The sequence below is a fragment of the Flavihumibacter sp. UBA7668 genome (assembly GCF_002483205.1).
Classification (GTDB): domain Bacteria; phylum Bacteroidota; class Bacteroidia; order Chitinophagales; family Chitinophagaceae; genus Flavihumibacter.
Genome location: NZ_DLHM01000005.1, coordinates 708,009 through 730,781 on the forward strand (window position 1 = coordinate 708,009; position 22,773 = coordinate 730,781).

A 22,773-nucleotide genomic window follows, 5' to 3' on the forward strand; every position below is an offset into this window, starting at 1 on the left:
ATTGTTGCAAATTTTGAGAATTTCCTAGATTTGTGGTCTTAACAGTAAAAGGTGCGGAATTTGAGAAGATTAGCAGGAATTCTTATCGGATGTTGTTTGTTGAACAGCAGTCAGGCACAATGTATTCTGCGGTTTAGTGGGGTGGTTACCGATTCCGATACACGGGAGAAGCTGGCAGGAGCTTCTGTTCGGATCAAAGACACCCGGCAGGTGGTTGAATCAGATGCCAATGGCCGTTTTCAGTTTGAAGGTCTTTGTCCGGGAAGCTATAATATCCTGATTACCCATATTGGTTGTCAGCCACTTGAATCACATATCCACCTGAAAGATGACCTGGCAAAAGACTTTGTTTTACCTCATGCTCACAGTGAGTTGGAGGAAGTAGTGGTAGTAGGTGCAACTCACCGGCATGGCACTGCGGTTGCGGAAGAATTAAAAGGCCGACAACTGGCAGCAACCAGAGGCAGCAGTTTGGGAGAATCACTTCGAAGTATCAGTGGCGTAAATATTTTACAGACAGGGGCAAATATTTTCAAACCAGTAATTCATGGATTGCATAGTAACCGGGTATTGGTATTGAACAATGGAATCCGCCAGGAATCGCAACAATGGGGAAGTGAGCATGCTCCGGAGGTAGATCCCTATATTGCCAACCGCATAACCGTAATAAAAGGAGCCAGCAGCATCCGTTATGGTAGCGATGCAATTGGGGGCGTTGTACTGGTTGAACCCAGATTATTACCCGTGGAACCGGGTCTCTACGGAGAAATAAATACAGCTTTTTTTAGTAATAACAGGCAGGGGGTGTTATCGGGCATTCTCGAAAATAATTCATCGCGTCATCCCGCATTCAGCTGGCGTTTACAGGGAACTTTAAAGAGAGGCGGTAATTCCAGAACACCTGATTACTGGCTCATGAATTCAGGAATTGAAGAATATAATTTTTCAGTTGCTGCCGGGTGGAAACAGCAACATCGCGGACTGGAATTATTTTACAGCAATTTCAATACAAAGCTGGGCATTTTTCGGGGTGCTCATATTGGAAATGTAACGGATTTGGAAACTGCAATTGAGCGGGGCGAGCCATCAGAAGAAGTTAAATCGGCGCCCTTTACCTATACCATTGACCGACCCTATCAGCAGGTGCATCATCACCTCGTGAAGCTGAAAGCATTTCATACAACCGGTACTGCAGGTAAATTGAACTGGACCTTATCCGGACAATATAATAACCGGATGGAATATGATGTAAAACGATTTGCCTCCAGTTCGGATGCGCCTCAACTGGATCTGAGCATTAGTACAGTGGGCACCGATCTGGTTTGGGATCATAATAGCTGGAACGGATTGCGTGGAACCATTGGTGTCAGCGGAGCCTACCAGTTTAATGACAGTTATAAACAACGGGTTTTTATTCCTAATTACCAGGCCTGGAATGGAGCAGCATTCCTGATAGAAAAATGGACGCAGGGAAAATGGATGCTGGAAGCGGGAATCCGATACGATTGGAGATCCATGTTCAATATTGAAAATAATAATAACCAGCAATTTCCCGATCAGCAATTCAGTAATTTTTCAGGCTCGGCAGGAGCCAGTTATCAGTGGAATAAGGAGTTGAGTACAACCTTGAATTTTTCGACAGCCTGGCGATCGCCGCAAATAAATGAATTGTACAGCGATGGCCTTCATCATAGTTCAGCCAGAATTGAAACAGGAAATCCCGATTTGAATCCGGAAAGAGCCAATAGCTGGATGCTGAACCTGAACTACCAGCCATTCAGGTGGACAATCGATCTGGGATTTTATTATAAGGATATTTCGAATTTTATCTATCTGGCACCTGATTATCCGCCTGTATTAACCATTCGCGGAGCCTTTCCATCTTTTTCATTTGAGCAGACGAATGCAAGATTACATGGATTGGACGCTAATGTTGGTTATACGCTGACAGCGCACTGGAAAGCAGAAGCCAAAGCATCCATACTCAGAGCATGGGATAAAAGCGCAGACGACTGGTTGATTCAAATGCCGGCAGATCGATACGAAGCAGGACTTATCTATGAATTTGGAAATGCCAGGCATTGGCAGGACAGTTATATAAAACTAAGCGGACAACAGGTGCTAAGGCAAACAAGGGTGCCGGCTACCGGTAATATTGAAAAACCAAATCCGGATGGAACCATCCGGTTTGAATCAGATTATGCACCACCACCACCAGCGTATCTTTTGGCTAATCTGGAAGCAGGAACCAAAATAATCTGGGGAAAGCAGCCATTGCATTTGACGTTTACGGTAACCAACCTGTTAAATTCAGCCTATCGCGATTATATGAACGCGTTTCGGTATTTCGCCTGGGATATTGGCAGGAATATTGGATTAAGAGTGATGATCCCTTTGGGAAAACAACATTGAGTCTAATCAAACCATAAAATAGAACATCATGCAAACAAGATGGGTAAAGCTGTTTAGCGGAGCCGCCTTATTGGCTTTTACTATGAGCGCCTGTTCCAAAGACAAAGATGAAGTAGTAAATGAAGAAGAACTCATAACCACGGTTGCACTTAGCTTTCAGGAAGTGGGTACTGTAAATGCTTTTTCAGTAGTTTTTCGTGATACGGATGGTGAAGGTGGAAATCCTCCTTCAACTTTTGATGAAATCATTTTAAAGCCGAATGCAAATTATTCCTGTTCTATTACACTCCTGAATGAAAGTGTTAATCCGGCAGAAAGTATTACGGACGAAATTGAAGAAGAGGCCGATGATCATGAATTTTTTCTTATTCCTTCCGGTGCGGATATTGACATCACACGAGTAGACCTGGACAGCAAAAACCTGCCTATTGGATTAAGCAGCACCTGGGCAACCGGCGCAGCATCAACAGGAACAGTTCGGGTTGTTTTAAAACACAAACCAGGTTCAAAGGCTGGCGGTGATGCAGTAACCAAGGGAGAAACAGATATTGATCTGAATTTTACTGCAAAGGTTCAGTAATTGGTTGTGCAGTAGGAGTTTTCCTTTCTCCAATCTGTTGCCTCCACATAGCATAGTAGAGACCCTTATCCTCCAATAACTGGTAATGGGTACCGGTCTCTGCTATTTCTCCTCTTTCCAGTACATAGATTTTATCGGCATGCATAATGGTGCTGAGCCGGTGTGCAATCAGTACAGTTATCTGTGATCGTAAAGATGAAATTGTTCTGATTGTTGTAGTTATCTCTTCTTCTGTTAAAGAATCCAGCGCAGAAGTCGCTTCATCAAAAATCAACAATTTGGGTTGACGCAACAACGAGCGGGCAATCGATAAACGTTGTTTTTCGCCGCCACTTAGTTTCAGTCCGCTTTCTCCGATTAAGGTATCCAGGCCGTTTTCTGCTTTTTTAAGCAGGCTATGGCAACTGGCTTTATAAAGAGCATCCAGTAATTCTTCATCCGTTGCGCCGGGTTTTACAAATAATAAGTTCTCTCTGATGGTACCTGCAAATAGTTGCGTGTCCTGCGTTACAAAACCAATCTGTTTGCGCAATTCATCATAATCAACATCGTTTTCGTTGATCGTATTGTAGGAAATGCTGCCTTGTTGCGGCCGATATAAACCTACCAATAATTTAACCAGGGTTGTTTTACCAGATCCGGAGGGTCCAACAAAGGCAATGGTCTGTCCCTTGCTTACTTCAAAACTGATGCCTTGTAAGGCATGTTGCTGCGCTGTTTTATGTTTAAAATGCACATTGTCGAAACGGAGCTGCTCAATTCCTTCCAGCAGTACGGGATGTGCTGGTCTGGGTTCCGGTTTCTTTTGCATCAGGGTTTTGAAATTATTCAGAGATGCTTCTGCTTCCCTGTAAGAAATGATAATATTTCCTATGTCCTGCAAAGGTCCAAAAATAAAAAAAGAAAAAAACTGCATGGTAACCAGTTGTTCGGGAGCCATATGTTCCCTGTAAATCAGCCATAACAGAATAAACAGAATGGCCTGTCTCAATGTGTTTACAAATGTACCCTGTACAAAACTCAGACTTCGGATGCGCTTGACCTTGGTAAGTTCCAGCCCGAGTATTTTGTACGTATTTTTATTCAACCGTTTTACTTCCTGATCGGTTAATCCCAGACTTTTTATCAATTCGATATTTCTAAGTGATTCGGTGGTACTTCCGGCCAGAGAGGTTGTTTGGGATACAATGTTTTTCTGTATGGTTTTGATCCGCTTACTCAATGCATTGGTGAGTATGGTCAATAACAGAATACCACCAAAATAGGTGAGGGGCAGCGACCAGTGAATATTGAAGGCATAAATTGATACAAACAGGATGCCTACAAATACACCAAAAAGTACATTTATGAAATTGGAAATGAATTTTTCCGTATCCGTTTCCACTTTCTGTAAGATACTCAGTGTTTCACCGCTTCGCTGATCTTCAAATTCATGAAAAGGTAATTTCATGGCATGTTGTAATCCATCGGTAAATACCTTGGCTCCAAATTTTTGAGTTATTACGTTGAAGAAATAATCCTGAAAAGCTTTTGCTATCCGGCTTACCATGGCCACACTGATAGAGGCAAGGAGTAGCCAGCCGATACTTTGGGCAAAACTTCCCCAGCTTTCGTATTCTTTATAGGTAAAAGCAGCTTTGGTGATTTTACCAAAGATGATCGGATCAAGAAGGGAAAATCCACTGTTGATCGATGCTAATAAAAGGGTAAGAAGAACCAGCCACTTGTATGGTTTGAGGTACTGTAAGAGTAGTTTCATAAAAATAATGGTAGAACACTAAATTAAGACAATCCCTATTTCCAGCCCCAATTATCCCGGTCGAGGCTCCGGTACTGGATAGCTTCGGCAATATGTTCCGGCAAAACCTGGTCAATTTGAGCCAGGTCAGCAATGGTTCTTCCCATTTTGATAATGCGGTCATATGCCCTGGCGGATAGTTTTAAACGTTCCATTGCAGTCTTCAACAATTGTTGAGCCGGTTGGTTCAGTCTGCAGTGATGATTCATCAATGAAGTGTTCAATTGTGCATTGCAATAGATCCCCTGATTGGATTTCAGTCGGTCTTCCTGAATTTTTCTTGCCTTGATTACCCGGTTTCGTATCAATTGTGAACGTTCCCCCGGCTGATTGCTGCTCAGGTTTTGGAAGGGAACCGGAGTTACTTCAATTTGAAGATCAATCCGGTCCAAAAGTGGGCCGGAGATTTTTTGCAGGTATTTCTGAACGGCTCCCGGAGGGCAACTGCATTCTTTCTCCGGATGATTATAATAACCACAGGGACATGGATTCATAGATGCCACGAGCATAAATGCGGCCGGAAAGTCGACACTTGATTTTGCTCTTGAAATGGTTAGTTTACGTTCTTCCATCGGTTGACGCATAACTTCCAGAACTGAACGATTAAATTCAGGTAATTCATCCAGAAACAATACACCGTTGTGTGCGAGTGAGATTTCGCCTGGCATCGGGTTGCTCCCACCTCCAGCCATGGCCATATGAGAGATGGTATGATGTGGTTGCCGGAAGGGACGCTGACAAACCAATGAATTACTGCTGTTCAATTTGCCGGCTACACTATGAATCCTGGTTGTTTCCAATGCTTCATCAAGCGTTAGTGGCGGCAGAATCGTAGGTATTCTTCTTGCCAGCATGGTTTTGCCAGCACCAGGCGGACCAATCAAAATAAGATTATGCCCGCCTGCCGCCGCGATTTCCATAGCACGTTTTATATTTTCCTGTCCCTTTACATCGGAGAAATCTCCCTGGTTATATACCATTGGCTGATTGAACCAGTCGGTTGAATTGCTTTTTATTGGAACTACTTGATTTGGCTGTTCCAGTAGTTGAATTACTTCCAAAAGTGAGCGCACACCAATAACCGGCAAGCCTTCAACAACGGCGGCTTCATTAGCATTTTGGAAAGGCAGCATAATACCACTGAAGGCTTCTTTGCGGGCTGTTAAAGCCATGGGTAAGGCTCCCCGTATGGATTGAATGTTTCCATCCAATCCCAATTCTCCACAGAGTACCCAGTTTTGTAAAGTTTCCAGATGGATGAGCTGATCGGTAGCGGCTAGTATTCCAACAGCAATGGGTAGATCAAAAGCAGTTCCTGTTTTACGGATATCCGCAGGTGCCATATTGATGATCACTTTGGTACGGGGCATAAAAAACCCGATTGCTTTAATCGCACTTTCAACTCGTAACATACTTTCCTTTACTGCATTGTCGGGTAGTCCGACCAGGAAGGTATGCGTTCCAATGGTTACATTAACTTCTATTGAAATTGTGATTGCGTCCACACCATTCACAGCACTGCCAAATGTTTTCACTAACATTTGACCAAGGTAGTTCAGGCCGGAATTCCGGTCAACCGTTCTTTAACCCTTATTTTGCGGGGATTTGCTCCAGTAATTCCACCACCTTTTCTCTTTTTAGGATCAGATAACCTAAGCGATCATTACTGATACCTTCCTTTAATTGATAGCTAAAATTTAACTGGTCATCGTTTACTTCGGTTTCAAAATAGCGAAAAATAATATTGGGGAATATTCTTAATCCTTCTCCAATTTCATATAAGTGAGTGGACAATATAAAAAGAGAATGGTTGATTTTTATAAGGCCTTCAATAACGGTGGAAGAACATTTCATGGCATCCTGAACATTGGTTCCCTTGAATAATTCATCGATTAGTACCAGCCATTTTCGTCCATCATTTATTTTAAGGATGGTGTTTTTAATTCGTTGGACTTCGTTAAAAAAATAGCTTTCTCCTTTTACGATATTGTCTGTGAGATTAATATTGCTGAGTATGCCATCAAATAAAGATAACCGTAAATAAGATGCGGGTACCCCCATTCCAAGGTGCGCAAGGTAAACCGCAGCGCCAACGGATTTGATAAAAGTGCTTTTGCCTGCCATATTGGCGCCGGTCAGAAAAAGAAAATTATGCTGCTGATCCAAATGAAGATCATAATCTACCGGTTTTGCCAATAATACATGAAATAATCCCCGTGCTTCAATAAAAGGTTGTTCGGATTGTTCAAATACCGGGAATTTGAGATTGAAATGCCGCATTGCCGCAGCCATCCCGTACCAGCCATCGAGTTTTCCATAGATTTCAATTAACTCGGTCGTAGCATTTTTGAATCGGTTGCGGATATAGTGACCAAAATAAAGCACCTGTTTTGGACTAAGAACGGTTTCTTTTTGAAGTTCTGCTAAGGTTTGCAGGTGTACATCTTCTGTTAAACGATTTGCTCTTTCCAGAATGGCTACCAGATTAGGTGGCAGGGTTTTCTCTTCAAAAAGCCGTATGATTTTTCTTATTCCTCTGATGAAATCACCGAAATGCAGCAAACTGAAACGGATGATCGCGTAATCGGGACTGTGAAACAATTTGTAGAAATGGGCATTTATCCAACTGCTATCGTGTGGAATACTATCCAGCTGTGTGCTAAAAAATTTTTCCATTACCATCAGGGTTCCATTGGTAATGTCTTCCGGCCAGTTGTCAAGTGCTTCATGAATCAGCCGGAGAATTTGTTGTGTTTGATTGATTGATTTTAAATCATGAAAAGGCTCCTGGAACCGCAACCGAAGCCATTCCTTCCCTTCCACGGTGCGGGTAAAATTAAGCCGGTGAAAAATAGAGTATTCCTCTTCCGGATGGAAAATATTAAGGTCCAGTAAGGAAATTTTATCTATATCCATAGGCTGTTAATTTACAGAATCCGGCTCATTTTACCGGTCAAATTCGAGGCGTGCGCCTTTCTGAGATTCATCCAACTGCCCATTTCCATAAACCAGGTGCCCATTTACAAATGTGTGGGTAACCGAAGCTGGTAATTCCATTCCTTCCATTGGGCTCCATCCGCATTTATAATAAATGTTTTCTTTTGATACGGTTTGGGCGAGGTTCATGTCTACCAGAACCAGATCTGCAAAATAGCCTTCTCTAATAAAGCCCCGATTCCGAATCTGGAAACAGGTGGCAGGGGCATGACTCATTTTTTCCACAACTTTCTCTAATTTAATAGCTCCTTCATTTACATATTTCAGCATGAGTGGAAGCGAATGCTGCACCAGTGGCAGTCCGGCATGCGCATGGAGATAGTCTTCCTGTTTTTCATCCCAGGTATGCGGGGCATGATCCGTTGCAATGATGTCCAGCCGGTCATCCAGCAGGGCTTTCCAGAGTGCAGTTCGGTTGTTGGGGGCTTTAATAGCCGGATTACACTTAATAAGATTGCCGAGCCTTCCATAATCTTCACTGGTAAAATGAAGGTGATGAACGCAGACTTCCGTTGTAATTCTTTTTTGATCCAATGGCAGCATATTGCCAAACAACTGTAACTCCCGTTCAGTGGAAATATGCAGTATATGCAATCGGCTATTGAATTTTTTTGCCAATTGAACAGCATAAAAAGAAGACTCAAAGCAGGCTTCCTCATTTCGTATAATGGGATGGTCAGCTGCTGTCAGGGTTCTGCCGCTTGCTTTTGCAGCTTCCAGATTCTTATGGATGATGCGTTCGTCCTCACAATGGGTGGCAATCAGCAATTCAGAAGCTTCGAAAATATGTTCGAGCGATAAAGGATTGTCGACCAGTAATCCTCCGGTGGAGGAACCCATGAATATCTTTACCCCGCAAACCCTGTCTTTTTTGTCGTTTGTTTTTAAAACCTCTTCCAGGTTATCATTGGAGGTCCCCATAAAAAAGGAATAATTCGCCAATGAACTGGCTGCTCCAATTTCATATTTGTTTTCCAGCAATTCCTGGGTAAATACAGGTGGCTGGGTATTGGGCATTTCCATAAAACTGGTCACCCCACCTGCAACAGCAGCCCTCGATTCTGTAAAAATACTGGCTTTATGCGTAAGGCCGGGTTCTCTGAAATGAACCTGGTCGTCAATTACGCCAGGTAATAAATACTTTCCTTCCCCGTTTATTTCAATAACTCCGTTTGTGGCACTGATTTGGCTATTGATTTTCTCAATTCGTCCCCCTGAAATCAGCATATCTGCGGAATAAACGGTTCCTTCGTTGACAATTTGCGTATTCTTTATGAGATATTTTTGCATATTAGTATTTCAATCCTGTTAAACATCCAATTGATGCAAGTTATAAAAAGACTGCTTTACACTGCCTGCTTAAGTTTCCCTGTTTTGGGTTTTTCCCAATCCACCTTATTGCCACAGGGGTATAAACACCAGCCACTGATGGACCGTCTGGAGATAATGCACCGGGATAGTGCCCTTTCATTTCAGCACCTCAAACCTTTTGATCGCAAAGGCTGGGTGCAGTTTCTGGAAACTATTCCGGTGGAGAACTTAAGTAAAGTGGATGCCTCTAATCTACGAAGTGCCCTGATGAATAATTCGGAATGGGTGACAGGCGATAAAACAGCTTTCCAAAGTAAAAAATCGATTTTTAAAACATTTTATACACAGCAATCTGATTTTGCACTGGTAGATGTAAAGGATTTTTTTCTGAGCATTAACCCGGTTGTACAATTCACCGTTATGAAGGAGTCGGATAACAGTGAATCCCTTTTCCAAAATACCAAAGGAGCCCGGGGACGGGGTATGATTGCCAAACGAATCGGATTTGATTTTTACCTGACCGATAATCAGGAAAGACCACCTTCCTTCGTGAAAGATTTTATCCGGGAAAACAGGGCTGTGCCCGGGGCCGGTTATTACAAGCCGTTTAAATCAACCGCATTTGATTATTTTGATGCACGAGGTTCCATATTTTTTAATGTGACCGATTATATCAATATGCAGTTTGGTTATGACCGGAATTTTATCGGAAACGGTTATCGCAGTATGTTCCTGAGCGATTTTGGGAACAATAATCTTTTTTTGAAGATCAATACCCGAATCTGGAAACTGAATTACCAGAATCTTTTTATGGAATTGAACCCTTCCCATATCCGTAGAAATGATAACCTGCTTGATAAAAAATACATTACCATGCATCATCTCAGCTGGCAGGCTACCCGTTGGCTGAATATCGGTTTTTTTGAAGCCGTTGTTTTTGGCAGAACCAACCGCTTTGATTTCAGTTACCTGAACCCAATTATCTTTTTCCGTTCCATTGAACAACAAAATGGGAGTCCGGATAACGCCAATGTTGGCTTTGATCTCAAAGCAAATATTGCAAAACGGGTTCAATTATATGGACAACTGCTTTTAGATGAATTCAAATTAAGTGAAGTGAAGGGCGGAAAAGGTTGGTGGGGAAATAAATATGGGTTACAGTTGGGAGGTAAATATGTGGATGTGGCCGGAATAAAAAATCTTGACATTCAGGGGGAGCTCAATATCGTGCGACCCTTTACCTATAGTTTCCGCGATTCCGTTGCCAGTTATATGCATTATAATCAGCCGCTGGCGCATCCCAGGGGTGCCAATTTCGTGGAATTTGTGGGGATAGCCCGGTATCAGCCTCATCCCAAACTAACGGTTCAGGGTAAACTAATAGTGTGGAAGCAGGGACTGGATTCAGCCGGGATTAATTTTGGCAGCAGACCCGGCCGGCTCTACACAACCCGTCCATTTGATTATGGATGGGAGATAGGGGAGGGCAGATCCTCAACCGGAATAAATGCATCATTATGGGTAGGTTATGAATTGAAGGAGAATATATTTCTGGATGGAAGTCTGATGCTTAGAAATCTGGATGTGCCGGATGATGCCAGCTTAACCAGGAATAGTACTATATTCAGTCTCGGCTTAAGAATGAATATGTTCCGCCGGGAATATGATTATTAACTCTTCTACCATACGACTACTACGGTTCCCTTTTTCTCTGTTTCTTTTACCGGTATTTCTGTTCGGATTAAGTCAGCCAGTGCAATCCAATTGGACCAGAGCAGGCTTACTGTTTTTTATATTGCATTTTCTTGTATATCCATCCAGTAACGGGTATAATAGTTATATCGACCGGGATGAATCACCAATTGGGGGATTAGAGCATCCTCCACAACCAACCAAACAGCTCTTATACCTAACAATAATAATGGATCTATTGGCAATTGGATTGTCCTTTTTTCTGTCTGTTTGGTCAGTAGTAGCTATTTTTTTTTACATACTTGCTTCACGAGCATACAGCAGCCGGACTATACGATTGAAAAAATATCCTTTTCTGGGTTTTTTAGTAGTTATTAGTTGTCAGGGCGGACTTATCTTCTGGCTGAGTTATCATGCCACGCACGCAAGTTTAAGTACTTCTGTTCCTTTTACTGGAGTACTGGCCAGTACTTTTTTGCTTGCAGGAGCTTATCCGCTTACTCAAGTCTATCAACATCAGCAGGATGCAGCAGACGGAGTTACTACCATCAGCATGCGTCTGGGAATCCGGGGAACATTTAAGTGGGCTGCATTGTTATTTAATTTATCTTTTCTTTTGTTGGGATTACATTTTGGTCTTCAACTGGAATTGGACCGATTTTTTATAGTATTGATCTGTTTTCTTCCTGTTCTAGTATATTTCATCTGGTGGGCAAAAGCCGTTTGGCGGGATCCTTCCAAAGCCAATTTCCATTATCTTATGAAAATGAATACAATTTCTGCTGTTGGATCAATAGCTGGTTTTGGATCACTTTTAATATGGAAATTTTTTGACTGATATTTTAGCAATAGGAACTGCCTTGCCGACCTACAGGCATGTACAAACGGATATTCTTACGTTTATGCAACGCGTATATGCGTTGGATCCGGTAGAAGAAAGAAAACTTCGTTTTCTGTATCATCAAAGTGGAATTGATTACCGGTATTCATTTATTCCGGATTATAGTAAACCAAAAAGGGAGTGGAGATTTTATCCTCCTGAAGAATCCCTGGAGCCTTTTCCAAGCCTGGAACTTCGAATGAGCTGGTTTCAGAAATATGCAGCCGCTCTTTCGGTTGATGCGATCCGTGACTGCCTGCAGAATTATGGAAAAGACAGGCCTGAAATAACACATCTGATAACGGTAAGTTGTACCGGTATGAGTGCACCAGGACTGGATTTACAGGTAATGGAAATGATGGAGCTGCCAAGGCATATACACCGATCTGCAATTAATTTTATGGGCTGTTACGCAGCACTGCATGCCCTAAAGCAGGCCGACAGTATATGTAAAGGAGATCCCTCTGCAATAGTTTTAATCGTGTGTACAGAACTATGTACCCTGCATTTTCAAAAAGTTCCAACTGCAGATAATCTGACAGCATCCCTTCTGTTTGGTGATGGTTCTGCAGCTGTTTTGATCGGTTCCGGATCAAAAGAAAAGCAAATCGCAACATTGAATGGTTTTTATGCAGAAGTAGTACCTAAAGGAAAAAGAGATATGAGCTGGGAATTGTCCTCTACCGGTTTCCTGATGACCCTAAGCGGCTATATTCCTGAATTGATTTCGACCGACTTTAAGCCCTTACTGGAAAGAGCCATGAAGCAATATAAGCTGGATCTGAAGCAGATCGATTCCTGGTGTATTCATCCTGGTGGTAAGCGAATTCTGGAAGCTGTTAAAAAATCACTGAATCTGGATGAACATGCTCTGGACTCAGCAGAATCGGTGCTGCGTGATTACGGAAATATGTCTTCGCCTTCCGTTTTATTTGTATTAAAACGAATTCTTGATGCGGGTAAAAAGGGACGGGTGCTGGCTGCGGCATTTGGTCCGGGTTTAACCATGGAAACCTGTTTTCTTGATATCCCTGATTCAAATGTATAAAAGAGCCTGTCAGAAAGAGTTGCTGGACGATCCGTCTATGTCTTTTGAGGAAATTCAACTCAATATGAAAGAGTTGAACACAATCAATTCTTTACTGGGAGGACATGCAATCACGCTATCTGGTTTGCGTAAAATAGTTTCAGATAGAAAGGATTCATCCATTTCTGTTATGGAAATCGGCTGTGGCGGAGGAGATAACCTTAAAGCATTATGGACATGGGCCATAAAAGGGAATTCCAGTATTCAGTTCTCAGGTGTAGATATCAATCCGGCCTGTATCAGTTTTGCTAAACAGGTATTTCCGGAAGCAAACTATCTGCATGCTGATTACCGGCAATTAATTTTTGATAAACAGCCTGATATTCTGTTTTCATCCCTTTTCTGTCATCATTTTACGGATGAAGAATTGGTTGAACAGCTACGATGGATGTATCGCCATTGCAAACTTGGTTTTTTCATTAATGATCTACATCGGCATTGGGTGGCCTACCATAGTATTCGCTTGCTGACAGCTGTATTTTCAAGGTCCAGGTTGGTTAAAAACGATGCGCCTTTATCTGTTAAGCGTGGTTTTCGTCGCGCTGATTGGATCCGGCTATTGCAGTATGCAGGTATTCCTGATGCTGAAATTCAATGGCGATGGGCCTTTCGCTGGTTAATTGTGGTAAAAAAGCCCCACCATGACTGATAAAAAAACATATGATGTGGTTGTGGTTGGAGGTGGCCTTGCCGGGCTGTCGGCTGCTATTCAACTTGCAGAAAAGGGATACCGGACCTTGTTAATCGAAAAAAATTATTATCCGTTTCACCGGGTCTGTGGCGAATATATAAGTGAAGAAAGCAGGCCTTTTCTGGAAAAGCTGGGTATCCCAATTTCGTCGCTGTCGCTTCCGAAAATCGGGCGGCTACTGGTCAGTGCTCCGGATGGCAGCAGTTTGACCAACCCTCTTGTACCGGGCGGTTTTGGGATCAGCAGATATTGGCTGGATGCTTTACTTGCCAGTCAGGCAAAATCTGTTGGAGTTACTGTTTGGGAAGGTATGAAAGTGCAACAGGTGAATTATGTTGACGGCTGGATGCAGGTTCGGTTGTCTGGCGCTGTTATACAATCCAAATTGGTCCTCGGTTGCTTTGGTAAACGATCTTCCCTTGATATAAAAATGAACCGATCTTTTGTTCGTGAAAAACCGGGCAAACTGAATAATTTTCTTGGAGTAAAATACCATATTGAATGGGATGATCCGGAAGATTTGATTTCTCTTCACAATTTTAAAGGTGGTTATTGCGGAATTAGCCGAATTGAGAACAATCAGTATTGTCTTTGCTATCTTACCAATGCCAATAATCTTGGAATGAGTAATAATTCTATTAGTCAAATGGAAAAATCGATCTTATCGCGCAATCCCTACCTAAACCGTATTTTCAGGGAGGCCCGTAAGATCAGGCAGGAACCTGTCAGTATCTCGCAGATTTCTTTTGCACCCAAAGAGCAGGTGGAGGAACATTTATTACTGGTTGGAGATGCTGCCGGATTAATTTCTCCATTATGTGGTAATGGTATGAGTATGGCTTTACATGGAAGTTATCTGGCTGTTAAATCTGCCATGCCATTTTTGGAAGGCAACTGTTCACGCCAGCAAATGGAACAGGAGTATGCAAAACAGTGGAAACAACAATTTTCCGGTAGGTTGCGCTCAGGACGAATCATTCAATCCTTTTTTGGTGATCCATGGTTGTCAAAAGGACTTATTTTCGCAGGAAACAAATTCCCGGCTTTTACCAACTGGTTGATAGGGAAAACCCATGGAGAAACTTTTGTATGAGTAGAATACCCGTTACTATGAAAAATATGGTGCTCATCTGTATTTTGGTGAGTGCTTCCGGTTATTTAACAGCTCAGGATTACCATGCAATTTCAGGTTCTAACTATGCCGGAGCCCTGGGTGTTCATAATAATCCCGCTTCTATTGTAAATACACCATATCCCTGGGATATTACGCTGGTTGGTTTGCAGGCGAAATATCAGACCAATGCCATCAAAGTGGTCGATTATTCTTTATTGTCCAGCCCGGCACAGTCTAAATTTTTTGTGTCGGGAGGAAATTATGCAAGGAAAGGAAATGAACAATTAAACCTGAATCTGCTGAATACAAGATTTGCCTGGGGTAAAAAAACGGTTTTTGCTTTTGGCGCCAATCTTCGATCCTTTGCCAATGTCCGATCTTCTGCTTATAATTTTAGCGATAGTATTGAAACTGTTAATGAATTATTCGCACTGAATCCGGGAAATACGCCATTGGAAGCCAGCATGCGAACCAGCAGTTGGATTGAACTTTATGGATCTGTTGGCAGAACTTTATTCGAAGAGCAGGGTTTTCGCATCAATGCCGGACTCACGGCAAAGGTAAACCGCGGAATTGGAGGGGGGCGACTGGATGTAACCGGCATGTACCGCGATCGAACCATTGTGAATGGGGAACCACAGTATTCTTTACGGGATGGACAATTTGCTTACGGCTATTCCTCCAATTTTGACAGATGGAACAGTGACCGGAGTACAACTGAAAATTTGCGGGAGGTTCTGTTGACAACCCGGATGGGTTTATCGCTGGATGCGGGTTTGGAATTATTGATCAAGCCCTCAGGTGAGCCAGGTTTTATGGAGGATGAAGAATCCTATTACGATTATGACTGGAAGTTTGGAGCCTCTCTGATAGATCTTGGATTTGCCTATTATCGTTATAGTAATAATAGCAGAACTGGCAGGATAAAAGTTAGCGGATTGGACGGTACTCGTTTAAACAATGCTTTTGTGGATGGTATTCCAAATATTGACGCGTTTTCTGATTCTGTAGCAGCTGTATTTGATGCCAATACCCTGAGCGGTGATTATAGAATCTGGTCTCCAACCCGCCTGGTGCTAAACGCAGATCGATTTATTACAAGTGCTTTTTATGTGAATGCTGAGCTCAATATCAACCTCATCGGTTTGTTGGGTGATCAGCGGCTTTATGTAAAGAATCTGAATCTTATTCGGGTAACTCCTCGCTATGAAACCAGACGATGGGGTGTCTATATGCCCTTATTATACAACTCCCAAAATCAGTTCTGGGTAGGCGCTGCCATTAAGGCCGGTCCGTTGTTATTGGGCTTTCATAATTTGGGAAATGTATTTGGAAAAAACAGCATGGCAAACGGTGGTGGATATATTGCCATAAGTATTCGGCCCGGAAAAAGGGTAACAGGTGAAAAAGAAGACCGAGGTATTGATTGTCCCCCATATTGATTAGTAGTTTCAATAAGTACTGAAAGCTTAGAAAAATTCAATAAATTGCCGTATGAAACTGTCAGAAGCGAAAGCGCAATTCATACAGACCTGGGGTTCGCTGGCAACCCAATGGGGCATCAATAAAACAATGGCCCAGATTCACGCGTTGTTATTGATTACACCTAATCCGCTCAGTCAGGATGATCTTATGGAAGAGTTGAGTATCAGCAGGGGAAATGCGAATATGAATATCAGGGAACTGATCGATTGGGGACTGGTGGACCGGGTTATTATACCAGGTGAGAGGAAGGAGTTTTTTCTGGCTGAAAAGGATATCTGGAAAGTTTCCAGGCAAATCATAAAAGAACGGAAAAAAAGAGAATTGGAACCGCTGAATAAAGTGTTGGAACAATTGCAGGAGGTTGAAGGAGATAAACGAAATGCCGAGGTGAAAGCCTTTACGGAAACGATCGGAAATATCCGGAAATTTGTAAGTCAGACAGATAAATCGCTGGACACATTGATTAAGGCAGATGAAAATTGGTTTTGGGGCAGTCTGATTAAAATGATTAAATAAGAGCCATGGGAAGTCCTAAGAAAACATTGGTACTGGGGGCATCAGAAAATCCGTCCCGTTATAGTAACCTGGCTATAAAAAGTTTGGTTAGCCGGCATCACCCGGTAGTTGCAATTGGAAAGAGACAGGGAGAGGTGGACGGTGTTCCCATTCAAACAGATCATCCTGATTTGACTGATATTGATACGGTAACGCTGTATCTTTCTCCAGAAAACCAGCAGGATTATATTCCCTATATACTATCACTTAAGCCCAAACGAATCATCTTTAATCCGGGTGCTGAGAATCCCGAACTGGCCAAACTGGCAAAAGAGCAGCAAATCTATCCGCAGGAAGCCTGTACACTTGTTCTACTGAGTACGGGCCAGTATTAAGTTAATTTTTATATAACAGGAACAAACCATTATTGGAACTGGGTTTTTCGGTAACTTGGGAAAACCCATTTTTATGTTATGGAGAAAATTTAACGGCGACACGATCGATCTTCCGATTCGTGATGCCGTAGAAAAAGCCATCCGGCGCGAAACTGAACAGGGATATCGCTTGAAAGTATGTATTGGAACAGATTCCCAGGTCAAAGGATCCGAAACAGAATTTGCAACTGTTATTGTTTTCCTTCGGGAAGGGCATGGTGGATTCATGTTTATTCAGAATGAGAAAACAAGGCAGAAGTATTCTATTAAGGAGCGGATGTTGGTTGAAGTGGCAAGAAGCATCGAAATTGCCTATGAATTATGTGGACTTTTTACGACGTATAATGTTGATATGGAAGTGCATGCTGACATCAATACCAATCCGCAATTCAAAAGCAATGATGCATTAAAAGAAGCCATGGGCTATATTCTGGGAATGGGCTTCGCGTTCAAAGCCAAACCGGAAGCTTTTGCCAGCAGCAGTTGTGCCAATAAGGTGGTGAACTGATCCTGCCCTTCGTTTTTCCTGCCTGAAGTGGTGTACTCTACACTGCTAAGGGACTTGTCTCCCTTCTTCATAGCTATTATTGGATTCCTGGATCATTTCCAGAATCTGTTTTCTTCCCATGCCTTTCATAACGCTGGTTACTACGCTGGCTGGTAAAAACTGCCAGGTTTTCCGCATGGCATCCAGAAAATCACGCACATTTTTTGCTACAACCCGCTGTGTTTCCTTATCTGCTTTGGTAAATACCAGGGTGAAAGGGACCTGCCATTCGCCTAACTGGTTCACAAAATCCAGGTCCAGTTGTTGTGGTTCATGGCGACTGTCGATCAAAATGAACACCATTCCGAGGTTTTCCCTTTTACGGAGGTAGTTTTCTATCATTTTTTCCCACTGACGGCGCTGGTTTTGAGAAACCTTCGCAAAGCCATAGCCGGGCAGATCCACGAGATACCATTGTGTCCAGTCGGTAGCCCCTTCTTTTGAGCTGGATTTGATAGAGAAATGATTGATCAACTGGGTTTTTCCCGGTGACCCGGAGGTTTTAGCCAGCTTTTGATTCTTGCATAACATGTTGATCAGGGATGATTTACCTACATTGGATCGGCCAATAAAGGCATATTCGGGCCGGTCGGGAGCAGGACATTTCTCTACCTCCGGACTACTGATTACATAAACTGCTTGATGGATGTGCATGGCGCAAAGATAGGAAGTCGGACTTCGGTCTTTTTCCTTAATTTCGGCCTCTCATAAGCAAACGAAAACTAAATATTTCATTCAGATGGCAGAAGTGATTTTGATGCCCCGTTTGAGCGATACCATGACAGAAGGCGTAATCGCGGCCTGGCATAAGAAGGTAGGAGATACTGTGAAGAAAGGTGAATTGCTGGCAGAAGTTGAAACTGATAAAGCTACCATGGAACTGGAAAGTTACAAGGACGGCACCCTTCTCCATATCGGTATTGAACCCGGTGGCAAATTGCAGGTAAATGATTTGCTGGCAATTATTGGCGATGCCGGTGAAAATATTGATGAGTTGGTAAAATCAGGCGGTTCCGCCTCCGCTAAAGCTACGGCGGACGGGTCCGCTGAAGCACTGGCAGAAAAGTCAGCTCCGGCAAAGGAAGTAGTAACCAAGACTGGTTCGTCCTCCGCAGTTTCAGCGAAGGCGGGTCTTGATCTCAGCAAAGTGGAAGAAGTTATCCTTATGCCTCGTTTGAGCGATACCATGACCGAAGGCGTAATTGCAGACTGGCATAAAAAAGTGGGAGATAAAGTGAGTAAAGGTGAATTGCTGGCTGAAGTCGAGACCGATAAAGCCACCATGGAGCTGGAAAGTTATAAAAATGGAACCCTGCTTTATATCGGTGCCCAAAAAGGTGATAAAGTGCCGGTGAATTCCTTGCTTTGTGTAATAGGTGAACCGGGTTCAGTTGATCTGGAAGCCATCAAGGCAGCTGCCAGTGGTGGTCCGGTTGAAGCGTCCTCCGGTAATGGATCTGCAGAAACTTCTGTTCCTGCGGCTGAATCAGCTTCAGCAGCTCCGGCGGTTGGAAATACCAACGGACGCGTGAAAGCATCTCCACTTGCACGTAAAATTGCCGCTGAAAAGGGAATTTCCCTTAATCAGGTGCAGGGGTCAGGTGATGGTGGCAGAATTATCAAATCCGATATTGAAAGTTTCCAACCTGGTCATGCAGCCCCTGCAGCGAAAGCAGCACCCTCAGCTGATACTGCAAAAACTTCGGCGCCCGCTGCTCCGGTAGTTAGTGGTGGTTCAGGTCTGGTGAGTTATGAAGATCGTCCGGTTTCTCAAATGCGCAAAGTAATTGCCCGGCGCCTGGCAGAAAGCAAATTCACTGCTCCGCATTTCTATCTTACCATGTCTATTGATATGGATAAGGCGGTTGCCAGCAGAGCTCAGTTAAATGAATTGGCTCCGGTAAAAATTTCCTTTAACGATATGGTTTTAAAAGCCGTTGCTGTAGCTTTGAAACAGCACCCGGTTGTAAACAGCAGCTGGCTGGGGGATACCATTCGTACAAACTATCATGTGAATATAGGAGTAGCTGTTGCTGTGGAGGAGGGACTGCTTGTTCCGGTTATTCGTAATGCGGATACTAAGGGCCTGGCTCAGATTGCAGCAGAAGTGAAAGATTATGCAGGAAAAGCAAAATCCAAAAAATTGCAGCCTTCCGATTGGGAAGGAAGCACTTTCACTATCAGCAACCTGGGGATGTTTGGTATTGATGAATTTACTGCCATAATCAATCCGCCTGACAGTTGTATCCTTGCAATTGGCGCTATTCAACAAGTACCGGTTGTGAAAAATGGTGCAGTAGTGCCGGGGAATATAATGAAAGTAACCCTCAGTTGTGATCACCGTGTGGTTGATGGTGCATCTGGTTCTGCTTTCCTTCAAACCGTAAAAGGTCTGTTGGAAGAGCCGCTTAGAATGCTGATCTGATGAGGACCTGAATATTTTAACAACCCGCTGTTTCCGGCGGGTTTTTTCTTGCCCAGCTCCAACCGGAATAGATCAATAAACCCATTGCTGCCAAAAAGAGGGATGGCAAAACCAGGGTTGCTGGTTTGGATGGATTGGGAAACCCCTGCCATGCATCTTTGTTTTCTGCTCCTGGAATTATTTGAAGCAAATCTTTGAGGTCAGGGGATTGGAAAAAATAACCAATGCCTGCGCGTTGTAAACAGGGGTGGTCTCGCCTGCTTGCTGTTACATAAACGATATTAGATGCATGAAGCTGGTGACGGTCCTGGATATGCGAAAAAAGATGTTCCTTGCCATAGTCGTTTTCTGAAATGCTGCCATTTTCTGTTATGTTTAGCTCATATTCAAAATAAGGAGCCAGTTCCAGTTCTCCGGTAACAATCCCATCATCCAGCACTAATTGATTGCTGATCACAAAATCAATTCCAAGTTTGTTCTTAACATGATTGGCAACAAATGAGAAAATCTCAGAAACCAGTCCCACTGAATACCCTCTTTTTTTCAATTCCGCAATTACTTCATGAACTCCCTTTACCAAAGGCATGTCGTCGGCAATTTCCAACAGTTCTGGTAAGCTCACGCCGTTAAAAACAGCGGCGATCTCTTTTATTTTTTCTTTTGCCGGTGCACCACTCGATACAATGGGCATTAATTTTTCGGTCAGGCCTAACTGTTTTGCCGCCTCAGCCAGGTAACGTCCATTCAGAACCACTTCATCCATTTCCAGCAGCACCATTTTTTTCATATGTTCAAAAGACTCGAGAACGGAAGATTCCAGCTGTCTGCTGATCAGATTTATTTCACCAATTGTAGCCAGACTTTGCAAGCCTTCTGCATCTGCTTTGCGAAGAATGGTACGTGATACCTGCTTAGACATCTTCCCTAATTGTTCAAGACTCTGCATGGCATTTTGCACCCTGCCGATATTTACTTCTTCAATTCTTGCACCCAGCTTATGAATATCTATCAAGAGTCCGATGTCCACTCCATAATCTTTTTCAAAGCTGATTTTTTCCAGCAGTGATTTTTTTGCTGCAATCATTCCGCTGAGCGGTTGATCCAGGCTACTCAATTCGGGAAATAAAATACTCAACAATGGTTTGGCAACCAGTTGGGTTACCCTGCCTGCCTGCCTGGCAAAACAGGATTTTACAAAATCAGCACGATCTTCCAGAATAGGATTGGTCAGAAGATCTATCACATCATTGGGATAGGTGGTGATATCGCCATCCAGGTATACGATGGTATCATATTTTGCAGCAAGCAGCCCTTCCCGCATGGAAAGCCCTTTTCCTCTTTGGCTGCTGGTAAGAATTCGCACAGATTCTTTCAACGCTTCTGAAATGGTATTGTCGGTGGAATTATCATCAACCACGATAATTTCATGTGGAATACTGGTTTTCCGAATGATTTTAATCACTTTTCGAATAGTAGCTCCTTCATTCAATACTGGAATTACAATAGAAACCATAGGTAAGCATTTATGTTCTTCAGAAAAACAAAGGTATCGCCTATAAGCGCGGCAGAACCGATTCGTTTTCTGTTAGTCAGGTTTTAATCAAATTTTCATGCCAAACCAGGTGTTTGTCGTAGAGTTCCTGATATGTTGTAATTTGAATAGATTAAAAAATTAGTATATGAGCCGAATATCCTTTCTGCTATTGCTTATTGTCGGAATTTTTTGGTCTTGTGGCAGTTCAAATAAGTTAAGCAGGTATTACACCGAGGAGGATAAAGCGGTATTTGAGCTCATTGATCAGGTAAAAAAAGCTCCTGCTGACAAATCTGCTATCCGATTACTGACGGATGCCTATGATGTTGCCTATCAAAAGCGGGCAAGAATGCTAGGATATACTGGCATGGGGAATCAGGCAGGAGATCAGTACATGGCACTCGCCAGAGAATGGGAGATTGTGAGCCAGATGTATCGGCAGATCAGGCAATTGCCGATTGCTGAAAAATTACAACCCATTTTAATGGATCCTTCTGCTGAGCTTAATCAGGCAAAACAGGAGGCCGCTGAACAATATTATCAGGCAGGAAGAACCTTTATGAGCTATAATACCCGGCAACAGGCAGTGCAGGCACTGGACTTTTTCGAGAAAGCCAATAAGGCCTGGCCTGGATATAAAGATGTTACTCAACTGATGCAGGTGGCAGCAGAACGAGCTATAACCCGAGTGCTGGTAAATCCTGTGAATTATAATCGGTATAACTGGAGCTACTGGGGATTTCAAAATGATTGGTTGCAGCAACAAATGGTACGCGACCTGAATGCCCGGGCATTCCGGAATGTTCGGTTTTTTACAGAATGGGAGCTTCGTTCACAACAATTGGTGGAGGATAAAATAGTAGACCTTGATTTCGTGGAGCTATTTGTTGATCGGGTACATGCTGAACGCAGACGGTATGAACGATCAAAGAATATTAAAACAGGCGAAACTAAATCCAATCCGCCCAAACCAATTTATACAACCGTGCGTGCTACTGTTTTTGTTGACAGACAATATATGTCGAGTTATGCTACCCTTGAATGCAGAATCTATGATAGAGAAAGTAATCAGAATATTTTATATGATCGCTTTCCGGATCGTTACAACTGGACGCAGGAAAGAGCCCGGTATACCGGCGACCGGCGGGCATTGGAACCTTCTGATATTACGCTGCTTACCAATCGGTGGGATGATAACCCGCCCAGCAGAGAGCAGATTGCAGACCGGCTGATCCGGACCACCTACCAGCAATTATTAAGTCGGATCAATAGCGGAGTTAGTTTTTGATAT

The 22,773-nt window shown here is 43.0% G+C and carries 19 protein-coding genes; 13 read left to right on the plus strand and 6 right to left on the minus strand.

Annotated elements, in window-relative coordinates; all coding sequences use genetic code 11:
- Nucleotides 1–60 precede the first annotated feature (60 nt).
- On the plus strand, nucleotides 61–2,412 hold the full coding sequence (locus tag B2746_RS15115; RefSeq protein WP_290795540.1) for a TonB-dependent receptor: 2,352 nt from the start codon (nucleotides 61–63) through the stop codon (nucleotides 2,410–2,412).
- Between the two features lie 28 nt (nucleotides 2,413–2,440).
- The gene (locus tag B2746_RS15120) at nucleotides 2,441–2,992 is read left to right on the plus strand and encodes a hypothetical protein (protein WP_290795542.1); all 552 of its coding nucleotides are present in this window, start codon (nucleotides 2,441–2,443) and stop codon (nucleotides 2,990–2,992) included.
- Here the strand turns inward: B2746_RS15120 and B2746_RS15125 are convergent.
- The 4 genes from B2746_RS15125 to B2746_RS15140 are packed head-to-tail and all read right to left on the minus strand — an operon-like array spanning nucleotide 2,973 to nucleotide 9,077.
- Nucleotides 2,973–4,751, minus strand: a complete 1,779-nt coding sequence (locus B2746_RS15125; RefSeq protein ID WP_290795544.1) for an ABC transporter ATP-binding protein — start codon at nucleotides 4,749–4,751, stop codon at nucleotides 2,973–2,975. The genes B2746_RS15120 and B2746_RS15125 overlap by 20 nt on opposite strands.
- Before the next feature lie 35 nt (nucleotides 4,752–4,786).
- The gene (locus tag B2746_RS15130) at nucleotides 4,787–6,331 is read right to left on the minus strand and encodes a YifB family Mg chelatase-like AAA ATPase (RefSeq protein WP_290795546.1); all 1,545 of its coding nucleotides are present in this window, start codon (nucleotides 6,329–6,331) and stop codon (nucleotides 4,787–4,789) included.
- A 49-nt stretch (nucleotides 6,332–6,380) separates the two neighbouring features.
- On the minus strand, nucleotides 6,381–7,706 hold the full coding sequence (locus B2746_RS15135; RefSeq protein ID WP_290795547.1) for a MutS-related protein: 1,326 nt from the start codon (nucleotides 7,704–7,706) through the stop codon (nucleotides 6,381–6,383).
- Nucleotides 7,707–7,736: 30 nt separating this feature from the next.
- A complete protein-coding gene (locus B2746_RS15140) occupies nucleotides 7,737–9,077 on the minus strand; it encodes a dihydroorotase (RefSeq protein ID WP_290795550.1) in 1,341 nt (446 codons plus the stop codon).
- A gap of 33 nt (nucleotides 9,078–9,110) precedes the next feature.
- On the opposite strand from B2746_RS15140, the gene B2746_RS15145 reads away from it, so the two are divergent.
- The 9 genes from B2746_RS15145 (at nucleotide 9,111) to B2746_RS15185 (ending at nucleotide 17,484) form a co-directional block, all read left to right on the plus strand.
- Nucleotides 9,111–10,772, plus strand: coding sequence for a hypothetical protein (locus tag B2746_RS15145; protein WP_290795552.1), 1,662 nt, complete (start codon nucleotides 9,111–9,113; stop codon nucleotides 10,770–10,772).
- Entirely contained in the window at nucleotides 10,762–11,628 is an 867-nt protein-coding gene (locus B2746_RS15150) for a UbiA family prenyltransferase (protein ID WP_290795554.1), read from the plus strand. Before B2746_RS15145 ends, B2746_RS15150 begins: the two co-directional genes overlap by 11 nt.
- Entirely contained in the window at nucleotides 11,621–12,718 is a 1,098-nt protein-coding gene (locus B2746_RS15155) for a type III polyketide synthase (RefSeq protein ID WP_290795556.1), read from the plus strand. The genes B2746_RS15150 and B2746_RS15155 overlap by 8 nt, the downstream gene beginning before the upstream one ends.
- Complete coding sequence (locus tag B2746_RS15160) at nucleotides 12,693–13,406, plus strand: methyltransferase domain-containing protein (protein ID WP_290795557.1); 714 nt, start codon at nucleotides 12,693–12,695, stop codon at nucleotides 13,404–13,406. Before B2746_RS15155 ends, B2746_RS15160 begins: the two co-directional genes overlap by 26 nt.
- Complete coding sequence (locus tag B2746_RS15165) at nucleotides 13,399–14,541, plus strand: NAD(P)/FAD-dependent oxidoreductase (protein WP_290795559.1); 1,143 nt, start codon at nucleotides 13,399–13,401, stop codon at nucleotides 14,539–14,541. Before B2746_RS15160 ends, B2746_RS15165 begins: the two co-directional genes overlap by 8 nt.
- Nucleotides 14,538–16,004, plus strand: a complete 1,467-nt coding sequence (locus tag B2746_RS15170; protein ID WP_290795561.1) for a DUF5723 family protein — start codon at nucleotides 14,538–14,540, stop codon at nucleotides 16,002–16,004. The genes B2746_RS15165 and B2746_RS15170 overlap by 4 nt, the downstream gene beginning before the upstream one ends.
- Before the next feature lie 52 nt (nucleotides 16,005–16,056).
- Nucleotides 16,057–16,563: a GbsR/MarR family transcriptional regulator gene (locus B2746_RS15175; protein WP_290795564.1), complete on the plus strand. Its 507-nt coding sequence runs from the start codon at nucleotides 16,057–16,059 to the stop codon at nucleotides 16,561–16,563.
- Between the two features lie 5 nt (nucleotides 16,564–16,568).
- Nucleotides 16,569–16,937 carry a CoA-binding protein gene (locus B2746_RS15180; protein ID WP_290795566.1) on the plus strand — a complete coding sequence of 123 codons (369 nt, stop codon included), beginning with the start codon at nucleotides 16,569–16,571 and terminating at the stop codon, nucleotides 16,935–16,937.
- A gap of 73 nt (nucleotides 16,938–17,010) precedes the next feature.
- A complete protein-coding gene (locus B2746_RS15185; RefSeq protein WP_290795568.1) occupies nucleotides 17,011–17,484 on the plus strand; it encodes a ribonuclease H-like YkuK family protein in 474 nt (157 codons plus the stop codon).
- Nucleotides 17,485–17,529: 45 nt separating this feature from the next.
- On the opposite strand, the gene yihA is transcribed toward B2746_RS15185, so the two are convergent.
- Nucleotides 17,530–18,177: a ribosome biogenesis GTP-binding protein YihA/YsxC gene (gene yihA / locus B2746_RS15190; RefSeq protein ID WP_290795570.1), complete on the minus strand. Its 648-nt coding sequence runs from the start codon at nucleotides 18,175–18,177 to the stop codon at nucleotides 17,530–17,532.
- Between the two features lie 85 nt (nucleotides 18,178–18,262).
- Between yihA and B2746_RS15195 the strand changes: the two genes are divergently transcribed.
- Nucleotides 18,263–19,948 (plus strand): pyruvate dehydrogenase complex dihydrolipoamide acetyltransferase, encoded by a 1,686-nt coding sequence (locus tag B2746_RS15195; RefSeq protein WP_290795572.1) that lies wholly within the window; start codon nucleotides 18,263–18,265, stop codon nucleotides 19,946–19,948.
- A gap of 16 nt (nucleotides 19,949–19,964) precedes the next feature.
- Here B2746_RS15195 and B2746_RS15200 read toward each other — a convergent pair whose 3' ends face one another.
- Nucleotides 19,965–21,461 carry a glycosyltransferase gene (locus B2746_RS15200; protein WP_290795575.1) on the minus strand — a complete coding sequence of 499 codons (1,497 nt, stop codon included), beginning with the start codon at nucleotides 21,459–21,461 and terminating at the stop codon, nucleotides 19,965–19,967.
- A gap of 166 nt (nucleotides 21,462–21,627) precedes the next feature.
- Between B2746_RS15200 and B2746_RS15205 the strand changes: the two genes are divergently transcribed.
- Complete coding sequence (locus tag B2746_RS15205; protein ID WP_290795577.1) at nucleotides 21,628–22,770, plus strand: hypothetical protein; 1,143 nt, start codon at nucleotides 21,628–21,630, stop codon at nucleotides 22,768–22,770.
- Nucleotides 22,771–22,773 lie beyond the last annotated feature (3 nt).

Coding starts and splice junctions, on each gene's coding strand:
- B2746_RS15120 (WP_290795542.1), top strand. CDS start 2,441: ATGCAAACAAGATGGGTAAAGCTGTTTAGCGGAGCCGCCTTATTGGCT.
- B2746_RS15125 (WP_290795544.1), bottom strand. CDS start 4,751: ATGAAACTACTCTTACAGTACCTCAAACCATACAAGTGGCTGGTTCTT.
- B2746_RS15130 (WP_290795546.1), bottom strand. CDS start 6,331: ATGTTAGTGAAAACATTTGGCAGTGCTGTGAATGGTGTGGACGCAATC.
- B2746_RS15135 (WP_290795547.1), bottom strand. CDS start 7,706: ATGGATATAGATAAAATTTCCTTACTGGACCTTAATATTTTCCATCCG.
- B2746_RS15140 (WP_290795550.1), bottom strand. CDS start 9,077: ATGCAAAAATATCTCATAAAGAATACGCAAATTGTCAACGAAGGAACC.
- B2746_RS15145 (WP_290795552.1), top strand. CDS start 9,111: ATGCAAGTTATAAAAAGACTGCTTTACACTGCCTGCTTAAGTTTCCCT.
- B2746_RS15150 (WP_290795554.1), top strand. CDS start 10,762: ATGATTATTAACTCTTCTACCATACGACTACTACGGTTCCCTTTTTCT.
- B2746_RS15165 (WP_290795559.1), top strand. CDS start 13,399: ATGACTGATAAAAAAACATATGATGTGGTTGTGGTTGGAGGTGGCCTT.
- B2746_RS15170 (WP_290795561.1), top strand. CDS start 14,538: ATGAGTAGAATACCCGTTACTATGAAAAATATGGTGCTCATCTGTATT.
- B2746_RS15175 (WP_290795564.1), top strand. CDS start 16,057: ATGAAACTGTCAGAAGCGAAAGCGCAATTCATACAGACCTGGGGTTCG.
- B2746_RS15180 (WP_290795566.1), top strand. CDS start 16,569: ATGGGAAGTCCTAAGAAAACATTGGTACTGGGGGCATCAGAAAATCCG.
- B2746_RS15185 (WP_290795568.1), top strand. CDS start 17,011: ATGTTATGGAGAAAATTTAACGGCGACACGATCGATCTTCCGATTCGT.
- yihA (WP_290795570.1), bottom strand. CDS start 18,177: ATGCACATCCATCAAGCAGTTTATGTAATCAGTAGTCCGGAGGTAGAG.
- B2746_RS15195 (WP_290795572.1), top strand. CDS start 18,263: ATGGCAGAAGTGATTTTGATGCCCCGTTTGAGCGATACCATGACAGAA.
- B2746_RS15200 (WP_290795575.1), bottom strand. CDS start 21,461: ATGGTTTCTATTGTAATTCCAGTATTGAATGAAGGAGCTACTATTCGA.
- B2746_RS15205 (WP_290795577.1), top strand. CDS start 21,628: ATGAGCCGAATATCCTTTCTGCTATTGCTTATTGTCGGAATTTTTTGG.